Origin of the sequence: Phytobacter sp. SCO41, assembly GCF_003073275.1 — a bacterium.
Classification (GTDB): domain Bacteria; phylum Pseudomonadota; class Gammaproteobacteria; order Enterobacterales; family Enterobacteriaceae; genus Phytobacter; species Phytobacter diazotrophicus.
The window spans coordinates 76,646-99,090 of record NZ_CP027225.1; the positions used below are offsets into that span (position 1 = coordinate 76,646).

Annotated in this window: 18 protein-coding genes and 1 tRNA gene; 11 read left to right on the forward strand and 8 right to left on the reverse strand. The window is 55.0% G+C overall.

The window, feature by feature from the left end:
- The first annotated feature begins 5 nt into the window (after window positions 1-5).
- Window positions 6-1,595: a hypothetical protein gene (locus C5523_RS00375; protein ID WP_108700429.1), complete on the forward strand. Its 1,590-nt coding sequence runs from the start codon at window positions 6-8 to the stop codon at window positions 1,593-1,595.
- A 9-nt stretch (window positions 1,596-1,604) separates the two neighbouring features.
- Window positions 1,605-5,039 carry an AAA family ATPase gene (locus tag C5523_RS00380; protein ID WP_108700430.1) on the forward strand — a complete coding sequence of 1,145 codons (3,435 nt, stop codon included), beginning with the start codon at window positions 1,605-1,607 and terminating at the stop codon, window positions 5,037-5,039.
- 186 nt (window positions 5,040-5,225) lie between these two features.
- On the opposite strand, the gene C5523_RS00385 is transcribed toward C5523_RS00380, so the two are convergent.
- The 4 genes from C5523_RS00385 to C5523_RS00405 all read right to left on the reverse strand — a co-directional run bounded on the left by C5523_RS00385 (window position 5,226) and on the right by C5523_RS00405 (window position 7,683).
- On the reverse strand, window positions 5,226-5,435 hold the full coding sequence (locus C5523_RS00385; protein ID WP_108700431.1) for a DUF1471 domain-containing protein: 210 nt from the start codon (window positions 5,433-5,435) through the stop codon (window positions 5,226-5,228).
- A gap of 235 nt (window positions 5,436-5,670) precedes the next feature.
- Entirely contained in the window at window positions 5,671-6,699 is a 1,029-nt protein-coding gene (locus tag C5523_RS00390) for a virulence RhuM family protein (protein ID WP_155525379.1), read from the reverse strand.
- 260 nt (window positions 6,700-6,959) lie between these two features.
- Complete coding sequence (locus C5523_RS00395; protein ID WP_108700433.1) at window positions 6,960-7,169, reverse strand: DUF1471 domain-containing protein; 210 nt, start codon at window positions 7,167-7,169, stop codon at window positions 6,960-6,962.
- Between the two features lie 419 nt (window positions 7,170-7,588).
- Window positions 7,589-7,683: transfer RNA gene (locus tag C5523_RS00405), tRNA-Sec, on the reverse strand.
- 654 nt (window positions 7,684-8,337) lie between these two features.
- Here C5523_RS00405 and C5523_RS00415 point away from each other — a divergent pair.
- The 8 genes from C5523_RS00415 (at window position 8,338) to C5523_RS00450 (ending at window position 15,285) form a co-directional block, all read left to right on the forward strand.
- Entirely contained in the window at window positions 8,338-9,891 is a 1,554-nt protein-coding gene (locus C5523_RS00415) for a transcription antiterminator (RefSeq protein WP_107222655.1), read from the forward strand.
- Between the two features lie 25 nt (window positions 9,892-9,916).
- Entirely contained in the window at window positions 9,917-10,387 is a 471-nt protein-coding gene (locus tag C5523_RS00420; RefSeq protein ID WP_039080095.1) for a PTS sugar transporter subunit IIA, read from the forward strand.
- A 19-nt stretch (window positions 10,388-10,406) separates the two neighbouring features.
- Window positions 10,407-10,721, forward strand: a complete 315-nt coding sequence (locus C5523_RS00425) for a PTS fructose transporter subunit IIB (RefSeq protein ID WP_039080096.1) — start codon at window positions 10,407-10,409, stop codon at window positions 10,719-10,721.
- Between the two features lie 18 nt (window positions 10,722-10,739).
- Window positions 10,740-11,831 carry a PTS fructose transporter subunit IIC gene (locus C5523_RS00430; RefSeq protein ID WP_039080097.1) on the forward strand — a complete coding sequence of 364 codons (1,092 nt, stop codon included), beginning with the start codon at window positions 10,740-10,742 and terminating at the stop codon, window positions 11,829-11,831.
- A gap of 11 nt (window positions 11,832-11,842) precedes the next feature.
- Entirely contained in the window at window positions 11,843-12,694 is an 852-nt protein-coding gene (locus C5523_RS00435) for a class II fructose-bisphosphate aldolase (protein WP_039080098.1), read from the forward strand.
- An 81-nt stretch (window positions 12,695-12,775) separates the two neighbouring features.
- Window positions 12,776-13,636: a ketose-bisphosphate aldolase gene (locus C5523_RS00440; protein ID WP_039080099.1), complete on the forward strand. Its 861-nt coding sequence runs from the start codon at window positions 12,776-12,778 to the stop codon at window positions 13,634-13,636.
- A 48-nt stretch (window positions 13,637-13,684) separates the two neighbouring features.
- A complete protein-coding gene (locus C5523_RS00445) occupies window positions 13,685-14,602 on the forward strand; it encodes an ROK family protein (RefSeq protein WP_108700436.1) in 918 nt (305 codons plus the stop codon).
- Window positions 14,599-15,285, forward strand: coding sequence for a D-lyxose/D-mannose family sugar isomerase (locus C5523_RS00450; protein ID WP_108700437.1), 687 nt, complete (start codon window positions 14,599-14,601; stop codon window positions 15,283-15,285). The genes C5523_RS00445 and C5523_RS00450 overlap by 4 nt, the downstream gene beginning before the upstream one ends.
- Before the next feature lie 161 nt (window positions 15,286-15,446).
- Here C5523_RS00450 and C5523_RS00455 read toward each other — a convergent pair whose 3' ends face one another.
- Both C5523_RS00455 and C5523_RS00460 read right to left on the reverse strand, forming a co-directional pair.
- The gene (locus C5523_RS00455) at window positions 15,447-17,189 is read right to left on the reverse strand and encodes an AsmA family protein (RefSeq protein ID WP_108700438.1); all 1,743 of its coding nucleotides are present in this window, start codon (window positions 17,187-17,189) and stop codon (window positions 15,447-15,449) included.
- A gap of 120 nt (window positions 17,190-17,309) precedes the next feature.
- Window positions 17,310-18,695: a uracil-xanthine permease family protein gene (locus C5523_RS00460; RefSeq protein ID WP_039080103.1), complete on the reverse strand. Its 1,386-nt coding sequence runs from the start codon at window positions 18,693-18,695 to the stop codon at window positions 17,310-17,312.
- Between the two features lie 226 nt (window positions 18,696-18,921).
- Between C5523_RS00460 and C5523_RS00465 the strand changes: the two genes are divergently transcribed.
- Window positions 18,922-19,599: a hypothetical protein gene (locus C5523_RS00465; protein WP_108700439.1), complete on the forward strand. Its 678-nt coding sequence runs from the start codon at window positions 18,922-18,924 to the stop codon at window positions 19,597-19,599.
- Here C5523_RS00465 and recG read toward each other — a convergent pair whose 3' ends face one another.
- The gene (gene recG / locus C5523_RS00470) at window positions 19,600-21,681 is read right to left on the reverse strand and encodes an ATP-dependent DNA helicase RecG (RefSeq protein WP_108700440.1); all 2,082 of its coding nucleotides are present in this window, start codon (window positions 21,679-21,681) and stop codon (window positions 19,600-19,602) included.
- 5 nt (window positions 21,682-21,686) lie between these two features.
- Entirely contained in the window at window positions 21,687-22,376 is a 690-nt protein-coding gene (gene trmH / locus C5523_RS00475; RefSeq protein ID WP_079496891.1) for a tRNA (guanosine(18)-2'-O)-methyltransferase TrmH, read from the reverse strand.
- Window positions 22,377-22,445 lie beyond the last annotated feature (69 nt).

Genomic DNA, 22,445 nt, shown 5'->3' on the forward strand with positions numbered 1-22,445 from the left:
TACACATGGCTGAAAATGACGTAATTAGCGAACAACATCGCGCGACGCCAGCACCGTTAGATCTCTTAGACGAGACACATCAGGAACAACTGGCGGAGGATATGGACGCAGCATGGCGCGATGCGGGTGGCGATCCGCAGGCGACGACGCAACTGCTGCGACAGTTTACGCAGCAGGCGAGCCATTCGTCGGATGCCGACCCGCTTATCTGGCTACAGGTGCAGTTTCGCCAGCATGCGGAACTGTGGGCGAATGACGACGCGCTCACCCGCGATGCCGGCGAAATCGTCGAAACTGTAAAACGCCAGCAAGAACTGAAAGCGTCCCTGAAAGCCGCACGGCAGAAGGGCAAAAGCCGCGACAACTGGCTGGGCAAAGAGATGCAGCATTCGGCCCAGCGCCATGGCGTGCTCAGCACCGGGGAGTACGGGCAATCAATTGATAATGCGCTGACGCATGCCAATAACCTGCTGCGCGACACTATCACCCGCAACGACGGGCAGATCAGCATGGCGCGCAATCTCGACGGGTTTATCGCCGAGGTGCACCACGTCAACACCTTTAATATCAACGCGAAGGCAGCAGGTTCCTCGGCGCGGGCTGAACTGGTGGTGAAACCGGGCAAGGCGTTCGGCAAAAACTCCGTGGATATTCAGATCAAAGATGGCAGTGGCAAAGTTGTGCGTCGCTACCAGGCGAAATATGGCGCGGATGCGGGCAGCACGGAAAAACTGTTCGAGCACGGCGATTATCGCGGCCAGGGTTCCCTGGTGCCGGAAGGGCACTCGGCGGATATGCAGCGTAAAGCGGTGGAAACCATTGATTATGACGGAGTGGAATCCACGCCGTTATCGAAAGAAGAGGCGGTCCGCCAGCGCGAGAAGGCGCATAAAGAGAAACAGATCAGCGAGATGGACTGGCATAACGCGGATGCCATCACCGTTGGCAAACAGATTGGCAAAACCGCCCTGGTGGCGGCTGGCCTCGGGGTCTGCTTCCAGGGTGGGCGCATTCTGGCTCGTCGCCTGTGGAACAGCCTTACCGGCAAGGAAAACGCATCGGCGGGAGAAGATGTGCAGGAGTTTGTCGAAGACTCACTCAAGACCGCTGGCAGCACCATGCTGACCGTTGCCACCTCAGGGGCGTTGCTGGTGGCCTCCCGCCGGGGCTTTTTGGGCAGCGTGATGAAAAACACGCCAGCCGGACGCATTGCGATGATCGGTTCGGTGGCGGTGGATAACCTCAAGAACCTCTACGACCTGGCGAAAGGCAACATCTCCAAAGAAGAGGCGCTGGATCGCGTCGCCAACACCACCGTTACAACTGTGGCAGGCATCGCAGCGGCGGAGGCGGGCGTCGGAATTGGCGCGGCTATCGGTACTGTTTTCGGCCCGGTGGGCACCTTTTTGGGTGGTCTGGCGGGCGGCGTCATTGGCGGGATGCTGGGCAGTACTGTGGCGGATAAAGTCTACAAGGCCGGGAAATCGGTCGCCAAAGCCGCGGTTTCTGCGGTTGTCGATAGCGTGTCTGCGATTGGGCGGGGCGTCTCGAGCGTCGTCAGTTCCGTGGGCAGTTTCCTGAGCAGTTTTTGGTAAGGGGGAAGAATGGACAGTCTGTTAACGACCCGGCTGGTAACCTGGATCCGCGCCGGACACGCGGGTTTTTATCTGCACAGCGGTGAAGATGATCGCATTGATACGTTGTTAAGTGCGGTGGCCAAAGAGACCGCTTTTCGGCTGCGGGAATGGAACCTAGCCTGGGGCTGGGTGGATTTCGACGATCGTCATCCGCTGGTGGCTTCCGGTGTTTCAGCCCCTCCACAGGCCGATCAGATGCTGGCCGGATTGCTGGATGATGATCTGGAAAATACCATCCTGGTGTTTCGCAATATCAGAACCGTGCTGGACTCCTCGCCACTGGTGGCCGCGCGTCTGCAACAACTGTTGCTGCGTATCCGCCGTCACCACAGCGGTGAGTGCTGCGTGGTTTGCGTGGATGACCGCGTGGACATCCCCTCACTGATTGAACCGCTGATTACTCTGGTTGAATTGCCGCTTCCGCGCCGCGAGGCCATTCGCCAGCAGGCGGAACAGTTCGCCCGCGAGCGTCGGTTAACCGTGTCTGACGCGCTGCTTAACAGGATCAGCACCACGCTGACCGGCCTGACCGCCAGCCAGATTAGCCAGTCTCTGGCCGTTGCTGTGGAAAAACACGGTGAGCTTGACGAGAAAGCGCTCGCCGCGCTGCTCCAGGAAAAAGAGCAGATCATCGGTAAAAGCGGCGTGCTGGAAATGGTCAAGGTGCGTGAGAACCTGACGGACATCGGCGGGCTGGAGAACCTGAAAAAATGGCTGGAGCGTAAAGCCGCCATTTTGCAGCGTCTGCCGGAGGCGGAAGAGGCCGGGTTGCAGGCACCGAAAGGGGTGCTGGTGGCGGGGATGCCGGGCTGCGGTAAATCCCTTACCGCCAAGGCGGTCGCCAACCTGTTCGGGCTGCCGCTGCTGCGTCTGGACATCGGCTCCCTGCTGGGTAAATACGTCGGGGAGAGTGAGCACAATATGCGCCGGGCGCTGGCGATGGCTGAGACCATCAGCCCCTGCGTACTGTGGGTGGATGAACTGGAAAAAGCGTTCGTCGGGATCGGGTCTTCTAATGCATCGGAAGTGACATCCCGGCTGTTGGGCTATTTTCTGACCTGGATGCAGGAGAAAACCAGCGCGGTATTTGTGGTGGCAACGGCCAATAACGTTACCGCACTGCCGCCGGAGCTGCTACGTAAGGGGCGTTTCGACGATGTCTTTTACGTCGGCTTCCCGTATCTGGCTGAGCGTAAAGCCATTCTCAGTATCCACCTGAAAGCAGCCTGGCACACCTTCACGGCAGAACAGCAACAGCAACTGGCGGTGCTGTGCCGTAATTTTGCCGGAGCGGATATTCAAAACGCGGTGAACGATGCCCGCGAGAGCGCGTTTCTGGCCGGGGTGAATATCGATTATTCCCGCCTGTGCCGGGCGCTGGAGCGCACGGTTCCGCTGCGTGAGACCCTGCGTGACCAGGTGGGACAGTATGAAGCGCTGTTCGAGAAGATGAAGCTGAAAGCGGCGTCGCATATCGATGGGCTCAGCCTGGCGGAGATGATCCGCCTGGCGGATGACACCAACCCGCACGAGCGTTTGCGGGTAGCGCAGGCAGAAGAGTGCAGCGAAGACCTGCTCGAAAAACTGGCGAAAGACAGTTATGCGGAAGTGCGCCACGCGGTATACAGCAACCCGTATTGCACCGCGCGTATCCTGTCGGCCTGTATTGCCCCGGCGGAAACTGGCGAGGTTCACGATAAAACGTCGCTGGCGCTGGCCTGCGTACACCATAACGCGCCAACTAACCTGCTGCTGTCGCTGATTCAGAAGAACAAGCTTAACGATGAGATTTTGCTGCAACTGGCAGAGAAAGCGCACTGCGTGGAGAGCGTGCTGGATGCGCTGTTATCGCGTAAAAACAGTGCGTTGCAGCAAGCGGTGTTACGTCACGCCAACTGCCCGGAAGCGCAGCGTGAAGAGTATCTCTACGAGCAAAATGATGCACTGAGAGCCGCCGTGGCGCTTAACCCGGCCCTCACTGCCGCACAGCAGGCGGTGTTGCTCAAGGACAATAAATCCGTGGTGCGTATCGCGCTGGCGAAAAACCCGGCGCTGGCCGAAGAGGTAAAACAGCAACTGGCGCAGGACAATGACAGCGCGGTGGTGGATGCCCTGGAAGAGGCGCAGAAGCAACCCGACGCACCGGCGCAGGAGAGCGCTGGCGGCGGCAATGATGACAGCGCGCTGCTGGCACAGCTCGACAAAGGCGATGTTCACGCTTTACTGGCGCTGGCGGAGCGGCGCAATCTTTCCGCGCTGGTGCAACGTCGGTTTGCTCAGAAAGTGACGAATGAAGCGGCGCTGGCGACCCTGGCGGTGAACCCGAAATTAACGGCAGAGACTCAGCAAATTCTTGCCAGTGAAGGCAACCCGGCGGTGCGCGATGCGCTGGCCATCAACCCCGCGCTGGTGCCGACCGTGCAGGTTTATCTGTATCAGAATGGCCGGAAGGCCACCCAGCAAAGCCTGATGCAGAACGCGTCGCTCTGCGAAGAGGTACAGTTGATGGCGGTCGGGCATAAAGACAGCGATGTGCTGGCGATTATGGCGCGGAACCCGGTCGTTGGGGAAAGCGTATGCGATATGTTGCTGGCAATTAATCGAATCAGAATTGATGAGAGTCTGACCGTTAACCCTAATATTTCACCAAAAGCACAGCGGACATTGTATTCCAGAAGTTATTACACATCGGCGGGCGACCGCGATGAACGGGTCAAGAATAAGCTTTGCAGAAATGAAAACCTTAGTGAAGACCTCTTCAACGAAATGGTTGCGTCAACAAAATACCACGACGATTTATTGTGTAATCCGTCAATTGGTAAGTTTAATTACGGAAAGATAGATAAGGGATTCAAGTTAATGTTCAACAGGATCTTTGGTGCATTTTTCGTTCCGGAGTATCTTGAAAATCCGGGGTTACCGGAAAGACTGCAATCTATCATTATCGAAAACAACAAAGATGATGCCCGGTATTTAGCGCCAATCGCTGCGAATACAGGGTTAGTGCCTTCTCAACAGACCATTCTGAGCCAAAATGTTGACTTGGATGTATTGCTGAATCTCATCAAAAACCCTGCCAGTACCTCCCGCACGGTTGAAACGGCGACGCAGCAGATTAAGCATGACGCCTCAATTAAAGATAAGTTGACTGAGAAGATTAAAAGGGCAGCCGCAGCGTTCGAAAATAAAAAAGTCGAACTGGCAAAACAGCATGAGCTAACCCGCGACGGTTTTATCAAAAATATCACGACGGTAAACGATATTATTGAAAACGAACTGGTCACTTCACTGAAAGACGAACTGGTCTGGCTGCGTGACTTTGCAAAGGGTCTTGGAGTTAGTGTCCCTGATACCAACACTTTATTTGGTCACTTTTCCTCTTCTTTAGATGAATATTTGTAAGTCTGGTGGCAACAGATATAACCCGGATAAGGCGCTTGCGCCGCATCCGGGGATCCACCGCGTAATATTCACCAAACCGCAAACGCAAAAAAGCCCCCGAAGGGGCCTGAACGGTTGTCTGGTTGAGGGCGAAACCGGCCGTCTTGCGGCGACCTGTCCGGCAGGTCCCTCTGCGACCATTCGGTCTTATTTGCTCAGTTCAGCGGTCATGTGAACAACGTTGTTCACAGTCGCTTCGGTAATTTTGTAAGACGCACCGGTCTGGTGTGCCTGCGCTGCAATTTTGGCTTCTGCACCGTCGATGGTGGAGGAGCTTGCGGTCACGCTCTGAGCGAACGCACCGAAAGACATTACGGAAAGAGCGGCAACTGCAACGAAAGTTTTGATGGATTTCATGGTCGTATTCCTTAAGTTATTTGTTCGGGATAGGGCGTGTTGCCCTGATGTGATAAATAATAGACCGACCATTGGATGATGGAAATCTAAACTATTTGCCGATAACGTTCAAAAAAATAGAAAATTATTTTAGCGTGTTTGTGAGTGTTGGATGAAAGGTGTTTGTAGCCCGAATAAGGTTTTTACGCCGCATCCGGGAAGGAACCTGGCGGCGCGATACTTGCCAGGTTAAATGCTATTTCCCGGCCTTTGTTTCCCATTTGACCAATCCCGCGATATCTTTTTCACCCTCAGCTTCCTTCAGGCGACGTTGCTGCTCGGCAAATTGAACATATTCAGTCTGTGCTTTTTCGACAGCGGCCTTCTTACTGACTGAACCCGCGTCCTTTAACACCTCACGGTCGTTAAATTGCAGAAACTGATCCAATTTTATCTGCCAGTCATGCAGGAAAACCTGTTTGCGTCGGCGGGCCTGGTCTTCGGCAAAGTCCAGCCACATATTGACCACGCGATTGAGTTCGCCGATCTCTTCAGGATTGAGATAATTTTTGGCTACCGTGACATCGCTTTTGCGCACTTCTTCACTTTTGTAACTGGTCAACCCCATATGCGGTTTACTGGCGTCAGCGCGTTGGTTGATGAGCTCCGCCGCAGTATGGCCGGTGCAGGCAAAATGCAGTTTGTTCTGGATGGTTTGAAAAAAAAGCGTGGTTTCTTTGAGCGAAGGTTGATAGTCAGCGGCAAGGGCCAAGATCTCACGAACCCGTAAATAAACCCTGCGTTCACTGGCACGGATATCGCGGATGCGTTCGAGCATCTCATCGAAATAATCGGGAACAGCTGAAGAACCCACGGGTGGATTTTTCAAACGCTCATCATCCATCACGAAACCTTTAACAAGGTATTCCTGAAGCGTTTGTGTTGCCCACTGGCGGAATTGCGTGCCTCGAATGGAACGGACGCGGTAGCCGATGGCGAGAATTAGCGGCAAACTAAAGAATTGAACATTGTATGTTTTTCCATCGACGGCAGTTGTTCGGTAAAACCGAACAACTGAATTTTCGTCCAGCTCTGCGTCTTCGAAGATATTCTTTATATGCCCACTGATAGTGGATTTGGCTTTGCCATACAGGTCGCAAATCATTGCCTGAGAAAGCCAAAGAGTATCGTTCTCGAAGCGACATTCAATACGCACTTTCCCGTCGCCGCTGGTAAACATTAAGAATTCACCTGCGGGGGATTGGGTTAATTCTCCATTTGTCATGCCACCTCCGAATCGCGAGCCGAATCTATCAAGTATGCCAGAAACACAGCCTGCGGTTCATTAGGTGAACAACTGATATGGGCATAACACCTATTGACCGACAAGATACCTGCGCCGCCATCCGGGGATCCACCAGAGCAATATTTACCGAACCACAAACGCAAAAAAGCCCCCGAAGGGGCCTGAAGGGTTTTCTTTGAGGGCGAACCTGGCCGCCTTGCGGCGACCTGTCCGGCAGTTCCCTCTGCGACCATTCGGTCTTATTTACTCAGTTCAGCGGTCATGTGAACAACGTTGTTCACGGTCGCTTCGGTAATTTTGTAAGACGCACCGGCCTGGTGTGCCTGCGCTGCAATTTTGGCTTCTGCACCGTCGATGGTGGAGGAGCTTGCGGTTACGCTTTGTGCGAAAGCACCGAAAGACATTACGGAAAGAGCAGCAACTGCAACGAAAATTTTGATGGATTTCATGGTCGTATTCCTTAAGTTATTTGTTCGGGATAGGGCGTGTTGCGCTGATGTGATAGATAATAGACCGACCATTGGGTGATGAAAATCTAAAGTATTTGCCGATAACGTTCAAAAAAATAGAATATGATTTGAGCGTATTTCTGGGCACCAAAACCCCGGTGGCGCTGCGTTTACCGGGGCTACGAACGGTAGCCCAGATAAGGCGTTGCGCCGCATCTGGGTTATTCGAGATCACACCTTTAATAGAATCAAAAGAACGATTCACATCGCTATTTTTCTGATGTAGCTATCAACTCAAATGCTTTATTTATACATTTTGATTGTGATTCTGATGATAAATCATGCGCTAAGTTTAAAAGAAAATGAGTTACCGTCTTTTCTTTAAAATTAACGTATGGGGGGATATATATGAGGAACTTTGGCGGAAGATCACAGGAGTCGAACCTGCCCGGGACCGCTGGCGGCCCCATCTGGATTTGAAGTCCAGCCGCCTCACCGGAGACGACGATCTTCCGCGCCTCGATTGCTACATGGAGGCGGGGCGCATTATAGCCACTTTCAACCATTTACCACATCCCCCATCACACTTTTTTCTCGGTCTGCTGTCCGCTTTTCCATACGTTTAAGTTAAATGCTAACTTATTCATGTGGTTACTAAAATTTTCTTTTACGGCACAATCGCCGTTATAGTAAACAACAAGCGCAATTCGGTAGCTAAATTCGTGCACACCATGCACAAACCGTAGAGTCTGTGAACGTTTTCAACCTCTTTTAGCCACGGTTGACCATTTTCCAGCATGACAACCACAGCGACATCTTTGCTTCCCTGGCGCAGAGCGTGCAGCGGGGCGGGAGCAGCACAATCACTGGCATTTCTCCCGTACCCCGCCACGTCTTTCCAGGCATCTCGAAAAAAATCACCTTATTTAAAATTTTTTATTCCTCCATATTTGCGAGCGCTATCACGTTAATTAGCGCGAAAAGTGTGATCTGCGCTGTAAATATCTCTGAGATCCCGCTTGTTGTCTTATTTTTTGTCCGGAAGGCAGGACACGATTTAGTATTGTCGTTATTTCAATGCCCTTTTATATTTATCATCACGGATTGCAAGCGGAGCTTATCTGTTTTAGAGCTTCATCATTATTTTTAATCTGTGTAAGGGTAAATGATGCAAATGATTACCTCGCGACAAAACAGATTATTGAAATTCCTTCTTCCGCGAAGGGAATTTATTACATTGTTGAAAATCGCTGAATACTTAAATGTATCGGAAAAAACTATTCAGCGGGATTTACGCATCCTTGAACCGTGGCTGGCAGAATGGAATATCGGCATTAATAAGCGTGCCGGTGCCGGGGTCATGCTCAGCGCAGACAATGTCACTGACCTGTTGCACCTCGATCAGTTGCTTGGCACTGAAGGTGATGACGCAGACGGCATGATGAACAATTCCCGGCGCGTGAAAATAGCGTCGCAATTATTAAGCGAAACGCCACATGAAACGTCCATCAGCAAATTATCGGAACGCTATTTTATCAGTAGCGCCTCAATTGTGAATGATCTGAAAGTGATTGAGTCCTGGATTGCCCCGCTGGGATTGACGTTAATTCGCAGCCAGAGCGGAACGCATATCGAAGGCAGCGAAAGTAGCGTGCGTCAGGCAATGGCTTCGCTGATCAATGGTGTTATTAACCATAACGAACCGGGAAGCGTAATTTATTCCCGCCTCGATCCGGGCAGTTATAACGCACTGGTCCATTACTTTGGTGAAGAAGATGTTTTATTCGTTCAGTCATTATTGCAGGAGATGGAAAACGATCTTTGCTGGTCATTGGGTGAACCCTATTACGTCAATATCTTCACCCATATTTTGATCATGATGTACCGCATTACCCGCGGCAATGCGCTGCCAAAAAAAGACGACAACGCCAGTACCTTTGATGAAAACATCTTTGCCGTTGCCAGTCGTATGATCCAGCGGATTGAACAGCGCATCGCCCACCCGTTGCCGGAAGACGAAGTCTGGTTTATTTATCAGTACATTATCTCGTCCGGCGTGGTGATTGAAGAGCATAACGACGTCAGCGTGATTGGCCATATGCACTCCAGCGACGAAGCCCGGCTGATTACTCACCGGCTCATCGCGACCTTCGCCGATATGGTCGATAGCGACTTTAGCCAGGATGTCGCGCTCTATGACGGGCTGTTGATTCATATTAAACCATTGATTAACCGCCTGAATTACCAGATTCGCATTCGTAACCCGCTGCTTGATGATATCAAAGGCGAATTGCAGGACGTCTGGCGCTTGACCCAGTGCGCGGTGAATCGGGTGTTCAGCGGCTGGGGGGAACAGGCGGTGTCGGAGGATGAAATCGGTTATCTGACCGTCCATTTTCAGGCTGCGATGGAGCGACAGATCGCCCGCAAGCGCGTATTGCTGGTCTGCTCGACGGGTATCGGAACCTCACATCTGTTGAAAAGCCGCATTCTACGCGCCTTCCCGGACTGGACCATCGTTGGCGTGGTCTCTGCGGGAAGCCTGCCGTCCGTACTGACGGACGATATTGAACTGGTTGTCTCGACGATCAATCTGCCGGCCATTGCTCTGCCAGTGGTATACGTCACCGCCTTTTTTAATGATGCCGATATTAAGCGTGTGACGGAAACGGTTATTACGGAAAAATTGCTTCGTGCGACGTCTCTGGTCGTCGAACATTAATATCTGAATCCATGAGGTATGTTTAATGGACATAACAAAAATCCTGAATACGAATCGCGTTATTTTAGATATGAAAGCTACGAATAAAACGGAGGCGATTGAGGAATTAACCGACCTGTTGCAAAAAGATGGCGCTATTAGTTGCCGGGAAACGTTTATTCAGGATGTCTGGCAACGTGAATCAGAAGGGTCGACCGGCTTCGAAAACCATATCGCGATACCCCATGGTAAATCTTCAGCGGTGGTCAATACCACCCTGGCGATTGGACGCACACGCCAGGATATTCCCTGGGAAACCCTGGATGGCAGTAATGTGCGCTGCATTATTTTATTTGCTGTACGGCTTGAAGATCAAAATACGACGCATATTCGCCTGCTTTCTCAGGTGGCGGGTGCACTGGCGGATGAAGAGATCATCGAGCAATTACTGGTCGAACGTAGTCCACAAAAGATTATTGACTTGTTTAGTCAATATGCCGAATCCGATGTTTGCTAAATAAAAAGTGGAGCATGTTATGAATATTGTTTGTGTCGCTGCCTGTACGGCAGGTATTGCACATACGTATATTGCCCGCGAGAAGTTAATTAAAGGCGCAAAAGCGCTTGGGCATAATATTAAAGTTGAAACTCAGGGCACTATCGGTACTGAAAATGAGTTATTGGCGGAAGATATTTCCGCAGCCGACGTCGTTATTCTTGCGGTCGATGTCAAAATAAAAGGAGAAGAACGTTTCATTAATAAGCGCATCGTGCGAGTTAAAACCGAAATTGTCATTAAATCACCCGTTCAGTTTCTTGAAAAGGTCGAGAAATCATTAGCTAATGCGTGATCCTTATCTGGAGGTCACATGAGTGAAAATAAAGTTCCTGTTTCGCAGGAAATAAAAAGACATCTTTTGACGGGCATCTCGTGGATGATTCCGTTAATTGTGGCGGCGGGCATCTGTATTGCCCTCGGCCAGGTACTCGGCGGCACAAACGTTGGAGAAAAAACGGGCACCATCCCCTGGATGCTCAATCAGATTGGCGGCTGGGGAATGGGGTTGATTGTCCCCCTGATCAGCGCTGCCATTGCCTACTCCATTGCTGACCGTCCCGGATTCGCGCCGGGCCTGATTGTCGGCTTTGTCTGTGGGCAAATTCATACCGGGTTTATCGGCGGGATGCTGGGTGGGTTCCTGGTGGGCTACACCGTCCTGTTGCTTAAACACTACATCCGTCTGCCGAAATCCATGCAGGGGCTGATGCCCATCATGGTACTGCCCGTCCTGAGCACCATTATCGGCGGCCTGTTGATGATGACCCTGATTGGCAAACCCATCGCCTGGCTGCAGGAAGCGCTGATCCACATGCTGGAGTCGATGCAGGGCGGTTCTCGCTTCCTGATGGGGGCGATCCTTGGCGCGATGGCAACGTTTGACTTCGGCGGCCCGGTGAACAAAACCATGTCGCTGTTTGCCGATGGTCTGCTGGTCAGCGGTGTATACGGGCCGGAAGCGGTGAAATTTGTCGGCTCCATTATTCCGCCGTTCGGCATCACCCTCTCTTTCCTGCTGACGCGCCACAAATACACCCGCGCGGAACGTGAAGCGCTGAAAGCCGCCTTCCCGATGGGGATCTGCATGATTACCGAAGGGGTTATCCCGATTGCGGCGCGTGACCTGCTGCGCGTGGTCGGCTCCTGTGTGGTGGCCTCGGCGATTGCGGGTGGCCTGATCATGGTGTGGGGCGTGGAAAGCCCGGTTCCACACGGTGGCATGTTTGTGGTGCCGCTGTTTACCCATCCGCTGCTGTTCTGCCTGGCGTTGGGGATAGGCACGGTTATCTGCGGCGTGATGCTCTCGCTGTGGAAGAAACCAGTGACCGAACGTGACGAAGAGTTTGACGAGCTTAGCGATAAGAAACTGAAAGACGAAGAGATCACCTTCACCCTGGAATAAACGGAGACCGTATGTTTGCCGACATGAAAAGTATGGTGACCAAAGCCTGGCGTGAACACTATGCGCTTCTGGCCATCAACTGTATGAACCTCGAAAGTGCCCGCGCGGCGGTGCGGGTTGCCGAGAAACATCGCGCGCCGATTATCCTGAACCTGTATCAGGGACATCTGGCGCATTTCCCGCCACCGGTTGCCGTGGCGGTGGTGAAAGCGCTGGCCGACGAGGCCACGGTGCCGGTCACGCTGGCCCTTGACCACGGGAAAGATCCGGTGCGCATTCGTCAGGCGTTTCGCGCCGGGTTTAGCGGCCTGATGATTGACGCCTCTGCCTTCCCGCTGGAAGAGAACATCCGCCAGACCCGCGCGGTTGTTGAGCTGGCCGCCAGCGCCGGGCTGTGTGTGGAAGGGGAGTTGGGCCATCTGGCCGATGCGCCGCGCTATGACCACGCCACCAATGCGGATCTCATGACGCAGGCCGCCGACGTTGAACCGTTTATTGCGCAGACCGGGATTGATCTGCTGGCGGTTTCCGTCGGCACCGCGCACGGCATGTACGCCCCCGGCATCACGCCAGCTATCGATTTTCAGCGCCTGGAAGAGGTTGCCCGCAAATCGACGGTCCCGCTGGCATTGCACGGCGGCAGCGGCACTCCGTTTGACCAGATGCAGCGTTGCCCATCCTTTGGCGTCGCCAAGATCAATGTCGGCGCGGCGGTGTTCGAAGCTGGAAAGGCCGCGCTGCTGCATACCCTGTGTCATGACAGTTCCCGCGAACTGGTGGATGTGCTGATCGCCATGGAGCAGGCCAGCGAAGAAGCCATTATCCCGTATCTACAGGCCAGCGGCGCTATCGGCAAAGCCTGATTCTTTTTTCTGTTACGCCTTTTATGCCTCTGCAACGACGCACCGGCAGGGCTTGCTACACCCCGAAACTGGAGAATTAACATGTTAATTTCGATGAAAGAGTTACTGAAACCCACCCGCCAACACGGTTTCGCCATTGGTGCGTTCAACGTGGCGGATAGCTGCTTCATCCGCGCGGTGGTGGAAGAAGCGGAAGCCACCAACACGCCTGCGATTATCTCCATCCACCCCAGCGAACACGATTTTGTCGGGGATAGCTTTTTCGGCTATGTCCGCGATATCACCATGCGCAGCCCGGTGCCGTTCACCCTGCATCTGGATCACGGCGCGTCGGTCGAGCATGTGTTGCGGGCGATCCAGTGTGGATTCACCTCGGTGATGATTGACGGCTCGCTACTGCCCTATGAGGAGAACGTGGCGCTGACCAAAGAAGTGGTGCGCCTGGCGCATGCGGTGGGCGTTTCGGTGGAAGGGGAACTGGGCACCATCGGGCAGACGGGCACGTCCGTGGAGGGCGGTGTGTCGGAAGTCACCTATACCGACCCGGCACAGGCAGAGGATTTTATTGCCCGCACCGGGGCAGACACTCTGGCGGTGGCGATCGGTACGGCGCATGGTATCTACCCGAAAGGCATGCAGCCGAAGTTGCAAATGAACATTCTGCGAGACATTGCCGGGCGTCTGGATATTCCTCTGGTGCTGCATGGCGGTTCGGCGAACCCGGATGCGGAAATCGCCGAGTCCGTGACCCTGGGGGTGGGCAAAATCAACATCTCCAGCGACATGAAATACGCTTACTTCCAGAAAGTGCGTGAGATCCTCGCCCGCGAAACCTGGTGGGATCCGAACGTGATCTACCCGGACGCGATCAACGCCGCGCGGGAGGTGATCCGCTACAAAATGAAGCTGTTTGGCTCAACCGGGAAAGCGTCACTCTACTAAGGCCATGGAGGCGGGTTCGCCCGCCTCTTTCGCAATAAGGAAAGGGATATGTACTACCTGGGGCTGGACATCGGCGGCACCAAAATCGCGGCAGTGGTGATGGATGCGCAAGGGCAGGAAAAGGCGCGCTACCGCTGCCTGACGCAAAAAGCGAGCTATCCGCAGTTTGTGGAATCGGTGGTCGCCTTTATTAACCAGATTCACCATGACATGCAGCAGCCGATGATGACGGGGATTGCCCTGCCGGGGAGCGTCTCGCCGCTGAGCGGGCTGATTAAAAATTCCAATATTCAGGTCATTAATGGCCGCGCGTTGCAGGCGGATCTCCAGCAGTTACTGGGGCAGACAGTGGTGATGGCGAACGACGGCAACTGTTTCGCCTTGTCGGAAGCCTGTGACGGTGCGGGGCAGCGGCATGAAGTGGTGTTTGGTATCACGCTCGGTACCGGCTGCGGCGGCGGGATAGCCATTCACCGCCAGCCATTTGTTGGCGCGTGGGGAAATGCCGCCGAGTGCGGTCACATTACCCTGCCGGGATACCGCGAGCAGCACGATGGTCCACCGGTACGTTGTTATTGCGGTAAGGATAACTGCGTGGAGTCGTTTGTCTCCGGGACGGGGTTGAGCGAGCGCTACAGGTTATTCAGTGGGCAACATCTTACAGGTGATGCGATTGTGGCGCTGGCGCAGCAGGGTGAACCCAACGCCGTGCGGCAGGTGGCGCGGTTTCGCCAACAGCTTGCCCGCACCCTGGCAACGGTGGTGAATCTTCTCGACCCTGGCGTGATTGTGATTGGCGGTGGGTTGTCGAATGCAGAGTCGCTTATCGCGAATCTTGAAGCTGACGTCGCCCCTTTCGTTTTTACCGATCATTTCTCTACCCCTATCGTGAAAGCCCATCACGGCGACAGCAGCGGCATGCGCGGCGCTGCCTGGCTTGCCATTCGAACCGGGAGAACAGAATGAAACGTTCACAGATTAACTATACCATTGATAAAGCGCACGCCATCGCCGAGACGTTCCGGGTGTGCCTGCCGGAGTTTGCCTTTTTCACCGTCGATGCCTGGCGAAAACAGCGGCTGGATGAATGGAGTGAGGTGCTGGATCTGCAATTGGGCTGGGATATCACCGATTTTGGCCGCGGCGATTTTAGCAAAACCGGCCTGACGCTGTTGACGTTGCGTAACGGTGCGCTGAATTCAGCCGCCTACCCGAAGCCGTATGCCGAAAAGATGCTGCAAATCCAGCAGGAGCAGCAGACGCCGTGGCATTTTCATCGCCATAAAATGGAAGACATTCTGAACCGGGGCGGTGGCGATTTGTGTATGCAGTTCGGCTGGGCGACGGATGAGGCGCTATTTGACGAGCGGCGTGCGGTGGAGGTGCGTGTGGACGGGCGGCGGCGTACGTTTAAGCCCGGTGAGACACTGGTGTTAAAACCGGGTCAGGGGGTGTGTCTGCCGCCGCGTCTGTATCACCGTTTCTGGGCCGAGAAAGCCTTTGTGCTCGGTTGGGAGGTTTCGATGGTGAATGACGATAAGCGCGATAACCATTTCCTCGAGCCCGGCGGGCGTTTCCCAACCATCGACGAAGATGTGCCCGTGAAGTGGTTGTTATGCCATGAGTATGGGCGTTTGAATGTGACGTGATTTTCCCGGATGCTGCTTGCCTTTCTCCCTCTCCCTTTGAGGGAGAGGGCAGGGGTGAGGGGCATTGGCGGCACGGTTGCCAGGTTCCCGGATGGCGGCGTAAACAACTCGTCCCTCCTGAACAGTAGCCCCGGTAAGCGAAGCGCCACCGGGGAAAAGGGTTATGGCGTGGGCTGTGTCTCAGTGGGCGCTGGCACAGGTGCCGACGCGGGCGCAGCCGCTTCACCACCTGACACCACGCCGCTGCGCATCGTCTGTTTCACCTGTTGTTGCTGGGCATTTACGGCGGAAAGCTCACCATCTACCGTTGGTTTTAACGGCGCATCGGCCTGAATACGGCCCGTGGCGCTCAACTGCAGATTACCGTCGCCAGCGATCGGCAACGCGGGCCATCCCCACTGCTGCAATACATTCATCGGCACGCCACGCCCGTTCAGGCTCACCCGCACGGTGCGGTCCGGCGTCTGCCCGACCACAGCAGTGGCTTCCAGCATCCCTTTCTCGACAAAGGCGCTCAGCTCAGTAATGTTCACCGAACTGCCGTTGGCGCTTAACGCCAGCGACGGCCTGCGCACATCCACCCGGTTAAAGGTCGCGGCGGCGGCATTGATCTTCACATCGCCATTCCACACGCCCCACTTGTGGTCGCGCGCCAGTTGCACGTTGGTGCCGTAGCCATCCAGTGACGTCAACTGCCACGGGAAAGCCGGGTCGATATCAATCACCAAGTTGCGACTGGCGCTGAACCTGGTCAGCGTGACGCTATTCAGCCAGTCGGGCAGGGTGTCCATCCACAACTGCTTCCAGTTGGCAGGCAGCGTATATTCCAGCCCGACGATGGCCGCATCGTTCAGCACCAGCGCTTTTCCGCTGCGCGTCCAGTAGCCGGATGTGCGCACCATTCCGTTTTCCCAGCGGGTGGTAAACTGCTGCATCGCGATGCCCGCCGGGGTAAATTCCGCGTTTATAATCGGGTCGAACAAATGCAGCGAACCGTAGATAAACTCATTGGCATTCATCGACAACTGGCCGTCATCCGTATGCCAATCGCCTTTGGTTAGCGTCAGGTTACGCAGCGTCAGGTCCAGATCGGCAATTGCCCATTCTGGCCCCTGCAGACGGGCATCGGTCACATCCAGCCGCCCGATTTGCAACGACGGCAGAGTCGTGAGCGGTGCAAAAAAATCTTTCAGCGATTTGTCGCTCTGCAGGCGAATATCAGTCAGCCGCAGGTTATCCACCACCCAGCCGCCATCCGCGTCGCGTCGTGCATTCCCGGTCAGCGAACCCCGCGCCATATCCGCACCGATGGTGGTTAATGTGACCGTGCCTTTATCAATGCTGCCCTGAATCAACACATTGCTGGCGGGCACGCCGTTAAGCGTCATCGAACCTGCGCTCATTTGAATTTGCGCCTGCGTGCCGAGCACATTGCCCTCGACAGGCTGCCAGGGGCTTACGCCGCCGGTGACGCGTTGCGCACTCAGATCCCAACCGGTCGCCGGGCTGTTAAAGGCCATATTGCTCAGTTGCAGACGGTCAGCCTGGAAGGGGAGTGGCGCGGTGGCCGGGGACAGATTCAGCGTACCGTCCTGCAGCAAAATGGTGTCGGTGTGGAGAGGGTCGGTGAACTGGCGGCTACTCAGGCCGATATCAACGGTTTTGGCGACCAGAGTAGCGGGCTGCCCTTTACGGCCAAAATTGACGTTGCGTAACAGCACATGGGAAGGCGAGGAAAGCTGGTGGTCAATGGCCTCAACGGTGAGGTGATATTGACTCTTTTCGTTTACCCAGTTAGTAACCTGCGTTGCACCCCAGCGGGTCTGCAGCAGGAAATAACCGGCCACCATCGCCAGCAGAAGGACGATAATGACGAAAATTAGCAGCTTTCCAATAAATTTCATGATCTTCCACCCTCGTAAGCCTGTACAGGAGTTATGCACGATTTATGCGCATTCCTCAAGGCACGAATGGTGAAAGAGCGTTACAGAGGCAACGGAAAACATCCGCTGCCTCTGTTGGGATTACTGCTTATCGGTAGGGAAAACCAGGTTCAGTACGATAGCGGTGATGCCACCGGCAGCGATGCCGGAAGAGAGCAGGTTTTTCAGCCAGTCAGGGGCGAATTGCAGAATCATTGGCTGCTGGGAGACGCCCAGGCCAACGGCCAGCGACAGGGCGATGATCATGATTGCGCGGCGGTTCAGCGGCTCGCGGGAAACGATACGTACGCCAGATGCGGCAATGGTACCGAACATCACCAGCGTTGCACCGCCAAGTACCGGCTCAGGCAGTTGTTGAACGAAGGCGGCAACGGCCGGGAACAGACCCATCACCATCAGCATGACGGCAACGAAGAAACCCACATAACGGCTGGCGACGCCGGTGAGCTGAATCACGCCGTTGTTCTGGCCGAAACAGGAGTTCGGGAAGGTATTGAACACCGCAGAAACAAAGGAGTTCAGACCGTTTGCCAGTACGCCGCCTTTCAGGCGATTCATATAAGCCGGGCCGGAAACCGGCTGCTCAGAAACGTCAGAGGTTGCGGTGATATCACCGATGGTTTCCAGCGAGGTGATCATAAATACCAGCATCAGCGGCAGCAGCAGGTTCCAGTCGATGCTCAGGCCATAATACAGCGGCGTAGGGATCATAAAGGTGCTGCCCGGCGCGTTGTAAGCCGGGAGCATACCCATCATCATGGCGACGAGGTAGCCGACCGCCATCGCAATGACCAGGGAGGCGATACGCAGGTACGGGTTACGCTGGCGGTTCAGCAGAATGATGATGGCAAGAACGATACCTGCCAGCAGCAGGTTCTTCGGCGCGCCAAAGGTATGGTTTGCCATCGCGCCGAAGCCACCGCCCACAGACGTCAGGCCGACCTGAATCAGCGACAGGCCGATGATCATCACCACCACGCCGGAGACCAGCGGGGTAATGATGCGGCGGGCAAACGGCAGAATGCGGGAGATGACCATCTCGGTACAGCTTGCCAACATCAGGGAGCCGAACAAGGCGGCCATCATCGTCGGCACATCGGCGCCGCCTGTTTTCAGTGCGGTTCCGCCCATAATTAATGGCGCAACGAAGTTAAAGCTGGTGCCCTGAATAGACAGCAGGCCGGACCCGACCGGGCCCCAGGCTTTAATCTGGATGATGGATGCGACGCCGGAGGCGAACAGCGACATGCTGATGATGTGCTGCGTATCCTGAGCCGGTAAACCCAGCGCCTGGCAAATCAGCAGGCCTGGCGTGATAACACCAACAAACATCGCCAGCAGGTGCTGTAGCGCGGCAAAAATGGTTTGCGCCAGCGGTGGGCGGTCTTCAAGGCGGTAGATCAGCTCACTGGGCTGGGTATGCGCAACCGTTTGCGCATTTTCGGACTCGATGGTGTTGACAGACATCGCAAACAATCCCCTGATGGAAAAGCGGAGATTCTATCGGACTGTTTGGTAAAAGCAAACGGTTGCTAAACAATAAAACGTACTTTTATAAAGAATGTTGAGAGTGGCAAGTTGGGTTCTAAGGCCCCCCGATTTTAGGTGGTTCGCGCTTTTATCGTTCCGCAGAATTTGCGCAATGCTAAAATCATCGGCAATCGCGCATGATAATTAAAAATTAGGGATTGATATGAAAGGAAAAATACTGCTCGCCCTGGCCTTTTTCTCCGCCGGATGTCTCGCTGACGAATACGATCTGCATACCTGCCGTAATGGCAGTTTCCCCACCTGGCCAGGCGTCTTCAACCAGGCGAAAGTGAAAACCGATACCAATGCCAACGTGCATTTTTACCGCGACGATGACGGCTGTCCGGGGCAGGGTGAAGTGTGCGCAACAAAACCGTATCTGGTGGCGGGTGACACGGTACTGGTAGCACAAGAAGTGCCGGGCTGGAGCTGCGTCTGGTACTCAGGGAAAAAGCATGAATTTGTCGGCTGGATGCCCACTAAGTCCTTAGAAAAGCAGCCGATTCACAACGCGACGCTCGCCGAATGGACCGGTAAATGGCATGCCGAATTGGGTGACAATGAAATTCATATTACGTCTGTGGGGAAAGGGCAGATTAACGTCGAGGGACAGGCGACCTGGTATGGCGGAAAAGATTCGCAAGGATATGACATTGTCCATACCGGCGATCTCGATGAGACAATAACGCCACAAGGGAATGCGCTGCACTGGGGAAACCCGAAAGAGGAGTACACGTGCAGCGGGGCGGCACAACTGGTTAATGGCAACTTAATCGTTCGTGATAGCGGCTATTGCGGCGGCATGAACGTCAGTTTTGATAACGTCTATCACAAACAGTAATCAGGCGTTTGAATAGCGCTCTGTTTCCGGCATCCAGCGCTCGATAAGGGCTTCGGCCTGCCGGGGATAGCGTTCGTGAATATGACGGGCAATGCGCTGCACTTCCGGGATCATCGCCTGGTCGCGCAGCAAATCAGCCACTTTGAACTCGGCATTCCCGGTCTGACGGGTGCCGAGCAGTTCGCCGGGGCCGCGAATCTCCAGATCTTTTTGCGCAATCACAAAGCCGTCGTTACTGTCGCGCAGCACCTGCAGGCGTTTTTGCGCGGTTTTCGACAGCGGTGATTTGTAGAGCAGCACGCAGTGTGAGGCTACCGCGCCGCGTCCGACACGACCGCGTAGCTGGTGGAGTTGCGCAAGACCCAGACGCTCCGGGTTTTCGATAATCATCAGGCTGGCGTTGGGCACGTCCACGCCCACTTCGATCACGGTGGTCGCCACCAGAAGATGCATCTCGCCCTGTTTAAAAGCCTGCATTACTGTCTGTTTTTCCGCAGGCTTCATGCGTCCGTGGACCAGGCCGATATTCAGCTCCGGCAAGGCCAGCTTTAACTCTTCCCACGTGGCTTCCGCTGCCTGGGCTTCCAGCAGATCGGACTCTTCAATCAACGTACAGACCCAATAGGCCTGGCGACCTTCCCCGGTACAGGCGTTGCGTACGCGATCGATAATATCGCTGCGTCGGGTATCCGGAATGGCAACAGTGGTCACAGGCGTTCGGCCCGGTGGGAGTTCGTCGATAACCGAGGTGTCGAGATCGGCATAGGCGGTCATCGCCAGGGTGCGCGGAATGGGTGTTGCAGTCATGATCAACTGGTGGGGATGGAAGCCCTGTTGCTGGCCTTTCTCCCACAGCGCCAGGCGCTGATGTACGCCAAACCGATGCTGTTCGTCGATGATCACCAGCGCAAGGCCGTTAAACTGCACCTGTTCCTGGAAGATGGCGTGCGTGCCGACGATCATTTGTACCTGGCCGCTGGCAATGGCCTCTTGCTGTACCTGGCGCGCTTTGCCTTTCTGCTTACCCGCCAGCCAGCCCACTTCCACGCCGAGCGGCGCGAACCAGTTGCGGAAATTGTTGGCGTGTTGTTCAGCCAGCAGCTCGGTCGGCGCCATCAGGGCCACCTGATTGCCGTTGGCAATCGCCCGCAATGCCGCCAGCGCCGCCACCAGCGTTTTCCCGGAACCCACGTCGCCCTGTACAAGGCGCATCATCGGCACATCGAGCGCCATATCGCGTTCAATTTCTGCCACCACGCGCGCCTGCGCGCCGGTAGGTTTGAACGGCAGCGAGGCCAGCAGGGCATTTTTCAGCCTATCCTGAGGATTCAGCGGCTTTGCGTGATAACGCTGCGCCCCGGCACGCAACGCCAGCATACTGAGATTGTGTGCCAGTAACTCTTCGAGAATTAAACGTCTTTGCGCCGGGTGTTGCCCGGTTTCCAGCTCAGCAAGCTGCAGTGTCGGCGGCGGACGATGCAGAGTGCGCAAGGCTTCCGGCAGTGTCATCAGCCCCTGTGCCAGCTCTGGCGGTAGCAGTTCAGCAATCGCGCAAGTGGCAAGCAGGTCCAGCGCCTGGTCGGTGAGCTTGCGCAACGTCGCCTGTTTTATCCCCTCGGTCGTCGGATAAACAGGCGTTAAGGTTTCCTGTAATTCCGGGGTACTGAGATCGCCCTGAACACGGTATTCCGGGTGGATCATCTCTGCGCCGAACTTCCCGCGTTTTGCTTCACCGTAGGCCAGCACGCGACGCCCGGTCGCGAGGCTGTTTTTCATCGCCGCGTTGAAGTTGAAAAAACGCATAGTCAGAATGCCGGAACCGTCGCTTATCTGGCAGGTCATCATCCGACGTCCGCCAAAGGTAATGTTGCAGTTCAGCACTTCGCCTTCCACCGTGGCATAAATGCCCGGCAGCAGGTCGGCAATGGGGTAGAGTTGGGTGCGATCTTCGTAGCGTAGAGGCAGGTGCAGCAGTAAATCCTGCACCGTGTGCAGGCCGATTTTTGCAAGTTTGCTGGCCTGCGCCGCACCAACGCCGGTAAGGGTATTGAGGGGAACGGCATCCAACAGGCGACCTTGCATAGGCGTTATCTCGCAGCCTGCATGGTGGCCCACCAGGCGTCGTCGGCGTCCACTTCGCCATGCTCGTTGACGCGGGGATAAGGCAGACCTTTGCGTTTTGCCACGCGCGCCAGTACCGGGTAACCACCTTCAAACAGCCGACGCTGTTGTTCTTCATCCGGCAGCATGCTGTTTTCGCGCAGGTACATGCCAGCATTTTGCCGTTGGCGCTGGGCTTCGTAGAGGATAAGCGCCGAGGCGACGGAGACGTTCAGCGACTGCACCATACCGATCATCGGGATGATAATGTCCTGATCCGCCAGATCTAATGCTTCCTGGCTGATCCCGGTTTTCTCCTGCCCCATCAAAATACAGGTGGGACGGGTGTAGTCGATCTCGCGAAAATCTACGGCTTTGTCTGAGAGGTGTGTCGCCAGGATCTGCATTCCCGCCGCTTTCAGTTGGAAAACGGCGTCACCGATGGTCGGGTGCGTTTTCACTTCCACCCAACTGTTGCTGCCCGCAGCGGATGACAACATGGTATGCATGCGACGACTCGGCCAGACGGCGTGAACTTCATGTACGCCGACGGCGTCTGCGGTGCGGATAATGGCAGAAACGTTATGCGGTTTGTGGACCTGCTCCATGCAGACGGTCAGGTCCGGTTGACGTCTGGCTAGCATCTCGCGGATTCGCGCATAACGTTGTGCATTCATATACACTTCATCCTTCAAATTGCCTCAGCGTTAGCTGCACTCTCTCACCCCAGTTACGTACTTCTGTTC

Bases quoted from the DNA above. Each gene is read 5' to 3' on its own strand.
- C5523_RS00375 (WP_108700429.1), top strand. From the start codon at position 6: ATGGCTGAAAATGACGTAATTAGCGAACAACATCGCGCGACGCCAGCA.
- C5523_RS00380 (WP_108700430.1), top strand. From the start codon at position 1,605: ATGGACAGTCTGTTAACGACCCGGCTGGTAACCTGGATCCGCGCCGGA.
- C5523_RS00385 (WP_108700431.1), bottom strand. From the start codon at position 5,435: ATGAAATCCATCAAAACTTTCGTTGCAGTTGCCGCTCTTTCCGTAATG.
- C5523_RS00390 (WP_155525379.1), bottom strand. From the start codon at position 6,699: ATGACAAATGGAGAATTAACCCAATCCCCCGCAGGTGAATTCTTAATG.
- C5523_RS00395 (WP_108700433.1), bottom strand. From the start codon at position 7,169: ATGAAATCCATCAAAATTTTCGTTGCAGTTGCTGCTCTTTCCGTAATG.
- C5523_RS00415 (WP_107222655.1), top strand. From the start codon at position 8,338: ATGCAAATGATTACCTCGCGACAAAACAGATTATTGAAATTCCTTCTT.
- C5523_RS00420 (WP_039080095.1), top strand. From the start codon at position 9,917: ATGGACATAACAAAAATCCTGAATACGAATCGCGTTATTTTAGATATG.
- C5523_RS00425 (WP_039080096.1), top strand. From the start codon at position 10,407: ATGAATATTGTTTGTGTCGCTGCCTGTACGGCAGGTATTGCACATACG.
- C5523_RS00430 (WP_039080097.1), top strand. From the start codon at position 10,740: ATGAGTGAAAATAAAGTTCCTGTTTCGCAGGAAATAAAAAGACATCTT.
- C5523_RS00435 (WP_039080098.1), top strand. From the start codon at position 11,843: ATGTTTGCCGACATGAAAAGTATGGTGACCAAAGCCTGGCGTGAACAC.
- C5523_RS00440 (WP_039080099.1), top strand. From the start codon at position 12,776: ATGTTAATTTCGATGAAAGAGTTACTGAAACCCACCCGCCAACACGGT.
- C5523_RS00445 (WP_108700436.1), top strand. From the start codon at position 13,685: ATGTACTACCTGGGGCTGGACATCGGCGGCACCAAAATCGCGGCAGTG.
- C5523_RS00450 (WP_108700437.1), top strand. From the start codon at position 14,599: ATGAAACGTTCACAGATTAACTATACCATTGATAAAGCGCACGCCATC.
- C5523_RS00455 (WP_108700438.1), bottom strand. From the start codon at position 17,189: ATGAAATTTATTGGAAAGCTGCTAATTTTCGTCATTATCGTCCTTCTG.
- C5523_RS00460 (WP_039080103.1), bottom strand. From the start codon at position 18,695: ATGTCTGTCAACACCATCGAGTCCGAAAATGCGCAAACGGTTGCGCAT.
- C5523_RS00465 (WP_108700439.1), top strand. From the start codon at position 18,922: ATGAAAGGAAAAATACTGCTCGCCCTGGCCTTTTTCTCCGCCGGATGT.
- recG (WP_108700440.1), bottom strand. From the start codon at position 21,681: ATGCAAGGTCGCCTGTTGGATGCCGTTCCCCTCAATACCCTTACCGGC.
- trmH (WP_079496891.1), bottom strand. From the start codon at position 22,376: ATGAATGCACAACGTTATGCGCGAATCCGCGAGATGCTAGCCAGACGT.